Raw genomic sequence first — 12,933 nt, forward strand, 5'->3', positions numbered from 1 at the left:
AAGCATGAATGCTCGAGGAGATAAAGGCGGGCCGGATAAAGGGCACGACGGGCCGCATGGTCTTGATCCGGCGCTGGAGCCGTTCCACCCCGTGCTGGCCCATTGGTTCGCCGACTCGTTCGGGACGCCGACCGACGCGCAGCGCAGCGCCTGGTCGTCCATCCTCGGCGGCGCCCACACGCTGCTCGCGGCTCCGACGGGCTCCGGCAAGACGCTGGCGGCCCTGCTCCCCTGCCTGGACCGCGTGCTGCGGGCCAAGGAAGCCGCCTTTTCGCCGGATGCATCCGGATCGGGATCGGCTGCCGCAGCCGAATCCGCGTCCGGGACCGAACCCGCCCCTTCCCCCCGGACCGCTCTCGCAGCCGCCTCTGCTCCGGCATCCTCGTCCGGCCCTTCGGCACCCGTCTGGCGGCCGGGGGTGCGCGTCCTTTATGTGACGCCGCTCAAGGCGCTCAACAACGACATCTACGACCACGTGACGGAGTTCGTCGCGCAGATCGCAGAGCGGATGGAACGCGGGTCGCACCAAGAAGTACCCGGCATGACTTGCGCCGTCCGGACGGGCGACACGCCCTCCTCGAAGCGCGCCGCGATGCTCCGCCGTCCGCCCGACGTGCTGGTGACGACGCCGGAATCGCTGTTCATCCTGCTCGGCTCCGAAAAAGGACGCCTCATGCTGCAGACGGCCGAGCAGATCATCGTCGACGAAATTCACGATCTGGCCGCGGACAAGCGCGGCTCCCACCTGTCCCTGACGCTCGAGCGGCTCGAAGCCTGGCGCGGCGCTCCGCTGCAGCGCATCGGCCTGTCCGCGACGCAGAAGCCGATGGAGCGCGTCGCGCGCTTCCTCGGCGGCTGGGCGCCGCCCGAAGCCGTCGCGGCGCAAGCTCCGGCCGGCGCTCCTTTGCGCGCCGCCGCTTCGCGCGCCTCATCCTCCGCCCATACGCCTCCCCGGACGCTGACGGCCCGAACCGAGGCGCAGGCCGAGCCGCCGCCTGTCCATCCGCTCGGCTTCGTCCCCCGCCCGGTCGCCGTCATCGAGAGCGCGATGGCCAAGACGATGGACGTCCTCGTCACGATGCCCGGGCGCGTCCGGCTCGGCAACAGCCGCGACTCCGTCTGGTTCCCGATCATGGACCGGCTGCTGCAGCTGATGGAAGGCAGCCGCTCCGTGCTCGTGTTCGTCAACAGCCGCCGCATGGCGGAGCGGCTGTGCCTCCGCCTCAACGACTACACCGGCCAGGAGATGTGCCGCGCCCATCACGGCAGCATGGACCGGGGGCGGCGGCTCGAGGTGGAGCGGCTGCTCAAGGAAGGGAGGCTCCGCTGCATCGTCGCCACCTCCTCGCTGGAGCTCGGCATCGACGTCGGCCATGTCGACCTCGTCGTGCAGCTCGACTCTCCTCTGTCCGCGGCGGCCGGCATCCAGCGCATCGGACGCGCGGGCCACGGCGTCGGCCAGGCGAGCCGCGGCGTCATCCTGGCCCGGCAGCGCGGATCGCTGCCGGAGATCGCGGTGCTCGGGCGCATGATCGCCGAGCGGGACATCGACCCGATCGAGGTGCCGCGAGAGGCGCTGGACGTGCTGTCGCAGCAGGCGGTGGCGATCGCTTCCCTCGATACGGTTCCGGTGGAGCGGATGTACCGGCTCATTCTCGGCAGCGACAGCTACCGGACGTTTCCGCGCCAGCGGCTGCTCGACATGCTCGCGGTGCTGGCCGGACTGTACCCGTTCGCCCGTCCGCTGCTGGAGTGGGACCGCGAGGCGGACGCCGTCGGACCGCGCCCGAGCAGCCGCATGGCCGCCGTGACGGGAGCCGGCACGATTCCGCAGAGCGGAGCCTATCCCGTGCACCACGCCGACAGCCGCTCCCATGTCGGAGAGCTCGACGAGGAGTTCGTGCAGGAGAGCCGCGTCGGCGACGTGTTCCAGCTCGGCACGAGCTCCTGGATGATCTCCGGCATCAGCAAGGACCGCGTCTATGTCAAGGAAACGGGCAACCGCTTCAGCGAGGTTCCGTTCTGGCGCAACGAGGCCGGCTCCCGCTCCTACCGGCTCGGCGAGCGCGTCGCGCAGCTGTGGACGGAGCTCCTGGAGCGGCTGGAAGCCGCCGATGCGTCGCATGGCGATGCGGCTTCCGACGAAGCGCATCCGGCGTTGCCGGCAGGATCGGACTCCGCGCCTCCCCTCTCCCTGCCGCCGCACGCATCCGGCAGCGAGGCCGCGCTTGCGCCGCCGGCCGCCGACGAAGCGGACGCTCCCTTCAGCGCGGCGGAGGAAGCGGTCATCCGCGACCTGCAGGAGCCGTACCGCCTGGACGACCGGGCGGCGCGCAGCCTCGTCTCCCTCGTCCGCGCGCAGCGTGCGACGGGCGTCGTTCCGACCGCCGCGCGCCTGGCCGTGGAGGTGTACAAGGACATCGCCGGCCAGACCCATATCGTCATCCACAACGCCTGGGGCCGCAGGGTGAACCGCACCTGGCAGCTGGCGATCGAGCGGAAGTTCGAGACGGCCCTGCCGCATCGCCTGTACGGCAACGCCAAGGACAACGGGATCGAGTTCGTGCTGCCGGAGTGGGACCCGTCCTGGCTGCAGGCGGTCCGTTCCGTGACGCCGGACAACCTGCGGGAGCTGCTCGTCGAGGCGCTGCCCGGCTCGCCCCTGCTCTCCGTGGCGTTCCGGCGGATCGCCGAGACGTCGCTGCTGCTGAAGCGCAGCTTCGGCCGCACGCCGATGTGGCAGCTGCGCTTGCGCGGGGAGGAGCTGCTGCGGGCCGCTCTTCCTTATGCCGACCGCTTCCCCTATCTCGGCGAGGCCATGCGCGAGTGCCTGCGGGACTATCTCGACGAGCCGCGCCTGAAGGAGCTGCTCGGCCGGATGCAGGAAGGACGGATCGCGATGGCCGTCCATTACCGGGACCTGCCCTCCCCGCTCGCCTCGCAGTTCGCCGCCGACTACGTCAACATGCGCATCTACGAGGGCGACGGCCTCGACCGCGCCGTCCAGGCGCAGCTGCTGCAGATGAGCCGCGAGCTCGCGGGCGAGCTGTTCGGCCAGGAGGCGCTGCGCGGAGCGGTCGACCCGGAGGTGCTCGAAGCGGAGCGCAGGCGCCTCGAAACGCCCGCCGCCGCCGCGCCGGGCAGCGCGGAAGAGCTCTACCGGCTGCTCAAGCAGCGGGGCGACCTGGCCGAGCCGGAGCTGCTCGCCGCCGTCCGGGCGGCCGCCCGGGCCGAGGCGGAGGCCGCCGGAACGGCGGTCGGCGGCGAAGCCGCGCTGCCCGCGGCCGGCACCGGCAGGGGGCCCGGCACCGGCGGGAAAGAGGCTGCCGCCGAAGCCGCTGCGGAAGCGGCAGCCGGCTGGCTGCGCGGGCTGCGGGAGCAGCGGCGGATCGCCGTCTACGAGCCGGGCGGCGGGCTCTCCGAGCGGTTCGTCTGCGCGGACGAGGCCGAGCTGTACGGCCGCTTCCCGCAGGAAGACGGCGCCGCATCCTTCGTCGTCGAGCGCTGGATCGCCGGCCGGCTCGCCTTCACGCCGGAGGAGCTGGCCGCCCGCTATCCGGCGCTCGGCAAGGACGGCGCGCGGAGCCTGATCTCGCGGCTGCTGGAGGCGGACCGCATCCAGCTCGCGCCTTTCGCCGAGGAGGACGAGCTCCTGTACACGTCCTCCCTGACCGCCGCGCGCGTCGTCCGCCTGTCCGTGCAGGCGGCGCGCGGACGCAGCGAGGCGGCGGACGCCGTCCGCTGGTGCCGCCTCATCGCCGGCAGGCAGCATGCGCTCCAGGGCACGCAGCTGCAAGGAGAGCACGGCCTGCTGCGGGTGCTGGAGCAGCTGCAGGGCTTCTTTTTCCCGCTGTCGTACTGGGAGTCGTTCCTGCTGCCCTCGCGGCTCGCGGCCTACCGGCCCGAGGAGCTCGACCTGCTGTGCGCCTCCGGCGAGGTGCTGTGGCTCGGACGCAAGGGCGAGGGGGAAAAGGAAGGAAAGGTCGCCTTCTTCCTCCCGGAATCCCGCGACCTGATCGCTTCCTGGCTGCCGTCGGACGACGCGCCCGCCGCCTGTCCGCAGCTGCTGGAGCGCCTGAAGCGCGGCGGCGCGATGTTCCTCGCCCCGCTCGCCCGCGAGCTGGGCCGGCAGCCGTCCGACGTGCAGGCGGAGCTGCTCGAGCTCGTCTGGCAAGGCCAGGTGTCGAACGACCAGTTCGCCCCGCTGCGCGGCCCGGCGCCGGCCTCCCGCTCGCGCGGCTCCCGTCCCGGCCGGGGCGCCTGGGGCGGCTCCGGGCTCGGCCGCTGGTTCTGGACCGGATCGCTGCGCCCGGCGGAGGAGAGCGGCTCGGAGCGGTCCGCGGCCGCGGAAAGCGCGAATCCGGCATCCGGCTCGCGCGCTTCCCTATTGACGCCTGCGGCTCCCTCAGGCCCGCTCCATGCGGACGGCGCGGCTCTCGCGAACGGATCTCCTTCCGAGGAGAGATCGCCGATGCTGCGCTGGATCGACCGGCTGCTCGACGTCTACGGCATCGTGTCGCGCGACCTGGCGGCCGCGATGTCTCCCTACGCCTGGGACGAGCTGCTGCCTGTGCTGAAGCGGCTGGAGGAATGGGGCGTGCTCGTGCGCGGCCAGCTGATCGAAGGCGTGCCCGCGATGCAGTTCACGACGCGGGAGATCGCCGATTCGCTGCGGCAGCCGCTGCCCGGCGAGGACGGCGGCCTGACCGTGCTGAGCGCGGCCGATCCGGCCAATCCGTTCGGCCTGCTGGCCGACTGGCCCGGCGAAGGCGAGGGCGGCTTCGCCCGCAAGCCCGGCAACTTCCTCGTGCTGGAGGACGGCGAATGGCGCTTCTGGGTCGAAAGCAACGGCCGCCGCATCCGCAGCCTCGGCCCGAAGGGAGAGGCGCGGGACGAGGCGCCGGCCGCCGCATCGCTCCAGCAGGCGCTCGCGTCGATCGCCGCCCGCCAAGGGCTGGCCAAGATCGCCGTCGAGCAGTGGAACGGGCGTCCGGTGGACGAGACGCCGGCGGCCGACGCGCTGCGCGGGCTTGGAGCGGAGCGCGACCGCCATCGCTTCGTGCTGTGGAAAAGCCAGCTGAACGCCCGGCGCTGAAGAGGAGCCCGACCGGCAATCCGTTCTTGCCAATCTCATCCATACGGGCTATAATAAGAACGAATGTTCTTATCGCAGAGCCCGGCGCGGGCAGGACGGCGCTTCGGGCAAAGGAGGAGCCTCGTGCCGCAAGATGAGATGGATCAAGTCATCGACTTCATCCAAGGCCATCTGTTCGACCCTATGCCTCTGGAACGTCTGGCCAAGCATATTTCGTACAGCCCTTCTCACTTCGCCCGCCTGTTCAAGGAGCGCACCGGGCTGACGCCGCTCTACTACGTCTCCTCGCTGCGGCTCAGCCGGGCCAAGGATCTGCTGCTCAAGACCGACTACACCATCCGCGACATCAGCCTCGAGGTCGGCCAGCAGAGCCTCGGCACGTTCACGACGCGGTTCACCCAGCGGGTCGGGCTGACGCCGTCGGAATTCCGCCAGTCCCGCTCCGTTGTCGGCGACCAGGCCCGCCAGCTGCAGGCGCTGGACAGCTGGGAAGATCCGGCCGTCCAGACTCCGTCCTCCCCGGCTTGGTCGGAGGTGAGCGGAGTGATCGAGCCCGTCCTGCCTTTCGACGGGTTCGTCCTGGTCGGCTTGTTCGCCAAGCCGATTCCGGAGGGCATGCCGATCCACGGGACGCTGCTTCCCCGTCCCGGGGCCTTCCGCTTCGCAGGCGTCCGCCCGGGCACCTATTATTTGATGGCGACGACGCTCTCCTGGGGGATGGGGGCGATGGACATGCTGCTGCCGCAGACGACGCTGCGCACCCGCGCCCGCCTGCCGATCGAGGTCGGCCCGTCCTTGCCCGCGCCTTTCCAGCACGCCTTGCTGCACGAGCCTCGCCCCGACGATCCGCCGATCCTCATCTCGCTGCCGCTGCTCATGAACCAGTTCCTCTCGCGCATGCGAGGGTAGCCGGATTTTACGATCAAGGAGACTGACATCCATGACACAGCCGACATCCGCAACCTCCGTCCGCCTCGGGCGCCTCGCTCCCGCCCATGTCGGGGCGCTGACCGCCTTCGAGCTTCCGGAAGAGCAGGCCCGGTTCACGGCCCTTCCGGCCGAGGGCTTGCTCGAGGAGGTTCCTTCGCGCTATCCGGTCGTCATTCTCGCCGACGAGGAGCCGGTCGGTTTTTTTCTTCTGCACGCCGGGGAGCGCACGCGCGAGTATACCGACCATCCCCGATCGCTCTTGCTCACCGCCTTCTCCATCTCCCATCCCTATCAGAACCGCGGCTACGCCAAAAGGGGCCTCCAGCTGCTGCCGGCATGGGTGTCCGCCGAATTCCCGGAGATGGACGAAGTCGTGCTTGCCGTCAACGGCAAAAACGATGCCGCTCGGCAGCTCTATGCGCGCACCGGGTTCACGGATACGGGAAGGCGCCGGATGGGTCCGCTCGGCGAACAGCTCATCCTGCGCTTGGCGATCCGCTGAAGCCGGGACATGCGCCGCAGCACAAAGACCTTTACTCGCATCGATGCCGAGTAAAGGTCTTTGTGCTGCCCAGAGTATAGGCTCGGTCCAGACGCAGCATGCGTCCGGACCGAATGGACCGGCTGCCGTCTAGCGGACGGAAGCCTGCACGAACGAAGCGAGCATCGCCGCCGCTTCGCCCCGCGTAGCGGACGCTTGCGGCGCGAAGCGCGGCTGGCCGTCCACGCCCGGGCGTCCGCTCACGATGCCGGCCCCGGCCAAAGCGCTCACCGCCTCCTGCGCGAACGGCGAGATGGCGGCCGCATCCGCATAGGCGCCCGCGCTGCCGGACGGCAGCGCCCAGCCGGCGCGGACCGCGAAGCGCGCAAGCATCGCGGCCAGCTGCTCCCGCGTCACCGGCGCGAGCGGCTCGAAGCGTCCGCCGCCGGTTCCGCCCGCGATGCCTTCGGCCGCCGCCCAGGCGACTGCCGGCGCATAATAAGCGCCTCCCGGCACGTCCGCGAAGCCGCTGCCGGCGGCTGAAGCAGCCGCTCCCGCGCTTCCATTGCCGCCGCCCAACGCCGGCGCCGCTGCTCTGTCGGTGCCAATGCCGAAGCTCGCGCCCGCCCCCGCAAGGCGGCTCAGCATGACCGCGAGATCGGCGCGGGTCAGCGCCCGCTGCGGCGAGAAGACGCCGTCAGCCGTGCCCTGCACGATGCCGCGGGCCGTCAGGAACGCGGCCGGCGCTTCCATGAAGGTGCCGGCGGTATCGCGGTAAGCCGCAGCTTCGTACCCGATCCGGTACGAGCCGGAGCCGCTGCCGGCCAGGATCAGCCTTCCGTCCCGGTAGACGCTGCGGACGACCGGCTGTCCCGCCGCATCGAGCGCCACGATCGCTTCCGGCCGGGAAGCCTCTACGGCAGCAGGCTCATACGGAAGGCTCAGCCGCATCGCCGCGGCATCCTCGCCGCTCAGCTCCTTGCCGCCCGCAGCCAGCGATACGCGGACCGCTCCGCCCGCCGCGCGCTTCGCCTCCAGCGACAGCGCGCCGCCTCCGGCAGCTCGTACCGCCGCAGCGAACGCGTCGCCGCTCCACTCGGCGGAAGCCAGTCCGGCCGCGCTCAGCACCACGCGCTCCAGGCCCGCCGCCGCCAGCTTCGCGGCCGCATCGGCCGTCAGCCGCAGCCCGGCCGCGGAAGGCGTGCCGGCTGCCGCAAGCAGCTCCAGCTCGCGCCGTTCCGCTCCGGCGGCCTGCAGCTGCTCCAGCGCCTGCCCGGCCTCGGCTGCATCGGCTTCGGCGAAGCCATCCGCTCCGGCAGCCAGCTTCAGCACGCCGTGCGCGACGCCGCCGCTCACGCTCACCTGAACGGCCGCGGCCGCAGGCGATGGCGCCGGACTCGGCGAGGCGCTCGGGCTCGGCGTCGGCACGACGATGCCGCCTCCGCCTCCGACCGGCGTCGGCGCCGGTGTCGGGCTCGGCGAAGCGCTCGGCGTCGGGCTCGGGCTCGGCGAGACGCTCGGCTCGGCGGCCGCCTTCACCGTCACGTCCAGCTCGGCGACGCCGTAGCCGTCGGAGCTCACGACGCGGATGACGGCGCTGCCTGCCTGGAGCGGCTTCACCTTGCCGTCCGCGTCGACCGAGGCGATGTCCGGCCGGGTGGACGAATAGGTCAGCGCCGCGACCGTCGGGGCTCCCGCTCCGGGCACGGCTTTGGCCTCCAGCTGCGCCGCAGCCTCTCCCGCCGTCAAGGCCAGCTCCCGCCGGGCCAGCTCCACGCGCGTCGTCTCCAGCTGCAGAAGGGCGACCGTGCCGCTGACCTCATGGGCGACCAGCAGCAGCGGCTGTCCCGTCGGGCTGTCCGCCGCCGCGATGAACTCGAGCCCCTCCGGCGCGGAATCGGTGTTCATCGCGTTCTCGCCGCCGCTTTCGCCGAAGTCCCGCGTATTGACATAGCTGACGAAGCGCGCTGCCGCGGGCGAAGTCACGTCATAGGCCATGACGCCGCCGATGCGTTCCAGGCCGGTGAACGCCAGCGTCCGCTCGCCGACCTGCCCGACCCGGACGTCCTCGGGCTCCGGTCCTTTTTTCGTGCTGCGGGAGTCGATCTTCTTGTTCGTGTTGGAGGCGTTGAACACGTCCGGCAGCCGCTCCGCGGTGATCGCTTCGAACGCGCTGCCGCTGTCGTACACCTGCTTCAGGTCCGCGGCGTCCCAGATCGAGAACGAGCGGCCGCCGTACAGATAGATGGCGTCCGAGCCCCAGTCGCTCATCGCCTCGACGTCGTCGTACGCCTTCGTCGCCCCGAAGAACGCCGCCGCGGCCGAGCCCGGCGCCAGCTTGTCCTTGAGCGACTTCACCTTGGAGGCGGTCGTCATGCCCGGCCATTCCGTCGCGTCTCCTTCATTGGCCGTCGCCAGATACAGGCGTCCGCCTGCCTGGAACGAAGCGATGCCGTCCGGCATGTAGACGCCGTACGCGTCGGCCGTCACCGGCTTGTACTGCTTGTCCTTGCCGTCGAGATCGAGCGCGTTCGCGGGCAGGCTCAGATCCTTCAGGCCGAGGCCGCGCACGGCCGTGAATCGTCCCGCCGCGATGTCGAGCTCGGCGACGGCGTTGTTCTCCTGCAGCGTGACATAAGCCGTGCGCCCGTCCGCCGACAGCGCGATGTACTCCGGCTCCAGGTCGGTGACGGCTTTGGACTTGGGCCCCTTGCCGACGATCTGGCCGTTCCCGTCGACCGCGCCGCGAAGATGGACCCCGCCATCGAGGATCGACTCGTCGCCGAAGCCGATCTGCCGGGACAAGCCCGTACTCCGGTCGATGATCGTGACGCTGCCCTCCGGATCGGGAGCGCCGGCGCCGCCGCGCGGCTCGCCTTCATCCGCGGTCAGCACGAAGCGGCTGTCCGGCGTCGACTTCACCATGTCCGGCTGCTTGCCGGCCGGATAGGCGCGCACGAGCTTTCCGTCGTAATCGAGCTCCAGCACCCGGCCCGCGTCGTTCGCCCCGGCCGCCTGCACGGCGACGAACACGCGCTTCGCCGCCGTGTTGACGTCGACGCTCGTCAGATCGCCGAAGGCGAAGCCGCTCTCGGACTCGGCCAGAAGCTTCGCGTCGACCTTGCGCTCAAGCTGCATTTCCCCGGCCTTCAGCTCGACGATGTCGAGGCTCGGCGGGACGGCGGAGCCGTTCACGACATAGAACCGTTCGTTGTCGCGGTTGTACTTCACGATCTCGGCCACGCCGCCGTCCTCGCTCGCCATGCCGACGCGGTACTCGCCGATCTTGGTCATGGCGAACGCATCCGCGTAAGCTTGCTGCGGCACCGTCGAAGTATCCGCCGCGACCGCCGCCTTCACCTCCGCAGCCGCTGCGGCCGTCGCCTGGCCCGCTGCCGGCATCAGGGCAGCCGCCGCTGTCGTCAGGCTCAGCCCCAGTCCTGCCGCGCGCATCCAGTTCCGCTTCTTTCGATCCATCTCGTTCGTCCCCCTCGTCAGCTTGTCTGTCCTGCTAGCGAGCTTATCAAGACGATGTAAAGGGCCCGTCACCGAATTCTAAAGATTTTGTATAGGCCAGCCGGAGGCGAATCCTTTAGAATAGAACGAACTACAGGTCAATCGAATCGGGAGGGGAATCATCATGATCGAACTGAAGCATGTGACGTGGAAAAGGGAGAAGCGGACGCTGCTGGACGACGTCAGCTGGCGCGTGCAGCCCGGCGAGCACTGGGCGCTGCTCGGCCTGAACGGCTCCGGCAAGACGACGCTGCTGAACATCGTCTGCGGCTACATCTGGCCGACGTCGGGCGAGGTGTCGGTGCTGGGCCGCAAGTTCGGCGAGGTCGACCTGCGCGCGCTGCGCAAGTCGATCGGATGGGTGAGCAATTCCTTGCAGGACAAGCTGTACAAGACCGACCGCGCTCAGTACGTCGTCCTGAGCGGCATCCATGCGACGATCGGCCTCTACGACGCCGTCTCCGAGGAGGACGAGGCGCGGGCGCGGGGACATATGGAGTCGCTCGGCTGCATCCATCTGTGGGACCGGGAGTACGGCACCTGCTCGCAGGGCGAGAAGCAGAAGCTGCTCATCGCGCGCGCCCTCATGGCTTCGCCGCGGGTACTCATCCTCGACGAGCCCTGCAACGGGCTCGACCTGTTCTCTCGCGAGCGGCTGCTGGGGAGCATCTCCGAGCTGGCCCGCCGGCCCGACGCGCCGACCCTCATCTACGTCACCCACCATACGGAGGAGATCGTGCCGGAGCTCGGCCATGCGCTGCTGCTGCGACGGGGACAGATCTTCCGCAGCGGACCGGTCGCCGACGTGCTCGACTCGGCGACGCTGACCGAGTTCTTCGAGGCGCCGGTCATCGCGGAGACGCACGGCGGGAGAGTATACGTACGGGCTCTTTGAGCTGGAATGCTAGCCTAAAATCGGCCCTTGGCGGCCGATCTTATTTTCTCTAATAATTTGCTCCTACTTATAATCTGCAAACTGCTCACGATGGAAGTCAGGACGGATTTTTACCGGACGTGGAGGTCAAACAGGCAACACTGATAATGATGCACAATAGTTTGCTATTTAAAAACTGCAAGCGGTCATCAATAACCAGCTAGCAGTTTATTATTAGTAAAAACAAATTTACGAAGATTTAAAACCAAAAGAAACCACTTCCAATTATTAACTAAACTATAGTAATAGGTAGACTATATAGTACCCTGTGTATGGTCTACCTTTTCTTTTTATACTTTGTACACTGTTAAACAATACTTACTAAATAAAGTATACATAGTATTCTGTGTATGGCTTACTTTGATTGTGGCTCAGTTATAGTTCAGTGTTTGATTATCTTGGTTATCATTGATTTCATTAACCTAACGGGCAGTTTAGTTTAGATTAATTCACATTGTGAGAAAAAGGGATTTTCTCAAATCAGTCGAATATGATTAGATTGGCATTTGTTTCATTTTCGAAGGGAGTGATGTGGTATGAAAAATATCCAAGCTTTGGTGGTTGTCACTGGAAGAGTTTTGTTTTAGTCACAGAGGAGACCTAAAATTCCTCTGTGAAGTAAACTTCGGGAGGAATTGTCTATGGTAATTAATCTAAAGCCAGTGTCTGTTGAGAACTGGTATGAGTGTACACAGCTTAAAGTAAAGACAGAGCAACTTAATGTTTTTCCAGCACCAGTTGTTTACTGGATTGCAGAATCTAAATATGTTGATGATTTTGAATTGCGTGCTGTTTATTGGGATGATGATTTAGTCGGTTTTATCGTTTTTTGTATGAAACCTGATAAGGACGAAAACTACTGGATACCTGCCATAATGATCGATGAGAAGCATCAAGGCAAAGGCTACGGTAAAGCAGCAATGGAAAAGTTGATTGAATTAATGAGTATGATGAACTGCAAGAGAATGATGATTGGACATAGACCAAATAATCAAATTGCTGAGGGCTTATATGAATCTTTAGGATTTAAAAAAGTCAGTGAAGAAGTGGTAGATGGTGAAATAATACGCTTACTTCAAATCGTGTAACAAGACCATTGACTGTCGGCACTTGTCGGCAGTCTTTGTTACGTTAACGGGCAGGATAGTTTGGGAATCATATCCATGTTAAAATGTAGTTAACATATTTTATGAGGGTGGACAAACCATTATGGAGAAATACGCCAAAGTCATGGGAGTTAATTTCCCAAAGATGACGTTAGACCGTACAATAGAAGTTCTCACTGATGTAATTGAAGAGAATAGACCCGAACTCTTTCATGTAATAACGGTTAACCCAGAGATCACTATGGCTTGTCAAAAAGACACATCGTTACGCTCAATAATTGATGAAGCAGGTCTGATTACAGCTGACGGTATTGGAATTGTAATGGTGTCTCGTCTAAGAGGTGGGAATCTTCCCGAAAGGGTTACTGGATACGACACGTTATTAAGGTTACTCGATTCTGGGAACCAAAAGAAATGGTCCTTTTATTTTCTGGGTGCAGATCCACTAACTAATGAAAAAGTGTGTGAGGTTATACGTAAAAAGTATCCTGCCCTTTCAATATTAGGTAGACACCATGGTTTCTTTAAACAAACTGAAGAAGATAAGATTGTCAAAGAAATTGGAACTTTAAAGCCTGATATTTTAGTGGTTGCAATTGGAGCACCCTATGCAGAAAGATGGATTCATAAGAATAAATCAGAACTAAATGCGAGGATTGCTATTGGTGTTGGAGGTAGTCTTGATGTAATTGCAGGAAAAGTAAAGGAGACCCCAGAAAGCTGGAAACGGCTAAACTTGGAATGGCTTTACAGGTTGATTCAACAACCTTCAAGATGGAAGCGACAGTTGATCTTACCTAAATTCGCAATTCGTGCACTAACGTTTAGAGAAAAGTAAATCGTCATTCCATTGAACTAACGGGACACGATA

The 12,933-nt window shown here is 65.1% G+C and carries 7 protein-coding genes; 6 read left to right on the plus strand and 1 reads right to left on the minus strand.

Going from position 1 to position 12,933, the window contains the following annotated elements; translation table 11 throughout:
- The first annotated feature begins 4 nt into the window (after positions 1-4).
- The 3 genes from NYE40_RS22690 (at position 5) to NYE40_RS22700 (ending at position 6,527) form a co-directional block, all read left to right on the plus strand.
- Positions 5-5,095, plus strand: coding sequence for a DEAD/DEAH box helicase (locus NYE40_RS22690; protein WP_339278996.1), 5,091 nt, complete (start codon positions 5-7; stop codon positions 5,093-5,095).
- 138 nt (positions 5,096-5,233) lie between these two features.
- Positions 5,234-6,004 (plus strand): helix-turn-helix transcriptional regulator, encoded by a 771-nt coding sequence (locus NYE40_RS22695; protein ID WP_339280099.1) that lies wholly within the window; start codon positions 5,234-5,236, stop codon positions 6,002-6,004.
- A 31-nt stretch (positions 6,005-6,035) separates the two neighbouring features.
- Positions 6,036-6,527: a GNAT family N-acetyltransferase gene (locus NYE40_RS22700; protein WP_339278997.1), complete on the plus strand. Its 492-nt coding sequence runs from the start codon at positions 6,036-6,038 to the stop codon at positions 6,525-6,527.
- A 129-nt stretch (positions 6,528-6,656) separates the two neighbouring features.
- Here NYE40_RS22700 and NYE40_RS22705 read toward each other — a convergent pair whose 3' ends face one another.
- Positions 6,657-9,983 carry a choice-of-anchor I family protein gene (locus tag NYE40_RS22705; protein WP_339278998.1) on the minus strand — a complete coding sequence of 1,109 codons (3,327 nt, stop codon included), beginning with the start codon at positions 9,981-9,983 and terminating at the stop codon, positions 6,657-6,659.
- Between the two features lie 163 nt (positions 9,984-10,146).
- On the opposite strand from NYE40_RS22705, the gene NYE40_RS22710 reads away from it, so the two are divergent.
- The 3 genes from NYE40_RS22710 to NYE40_RS22720 all read left to right on the plus strand — a co-directional run bounded on the left by NYE40_RS22710 (position 10,147) and on the right by NYE40_RS22720 (position 12,900).
- On the plus strand, positions 10,147-10,917 hold the full coding sequence (locus tag NYE40_RS22710; RefSeq protein WP_339278999.1) for an ATP-binding cassette domain-containing protein: 771 nt from the start codon (positions 10,147-10,149) through the stop codon (positions 10,915-10,917).
- A gap of 680 nt (positions 10,918-11,597) precedes the next feature.
- Entirely contained in the window at positions 11,598-12,044 is a 447-nt protein-coding gene (locus tag NYE40_RS22715; RefSeq protein ID WP_339279000.1) for a GNAT family N-acetyltransferase, read from the plus strand.
- A gap of 121 nt (positions 12,045-12,165) precedes the next feature.
- Positions 12,166-12,900 (plus strand): WecB/TagA/CpsF family glycosyltransferase, encoded by a 735-nt coding sequence (locus NYE40_RS22720; protein ID WP_339279001.1) that lies wholly within the window; start codon positions 12,166-12,168, stop codon positions 12,898-12,900.
- The last annotated feature ends 33 nt before the right edge of the window (positions 12,901-12,933 follow it).

The organism is Paenibacillus sp. FSL W8-1187 (assembly GCF_037965485.1).
Lineage (GTDB): Bacteria > Bacillota > Bacilli > Paenibacillales > Paenibacillaceae > Paenibacillus_O > Paenibacillus_O pasadenensis.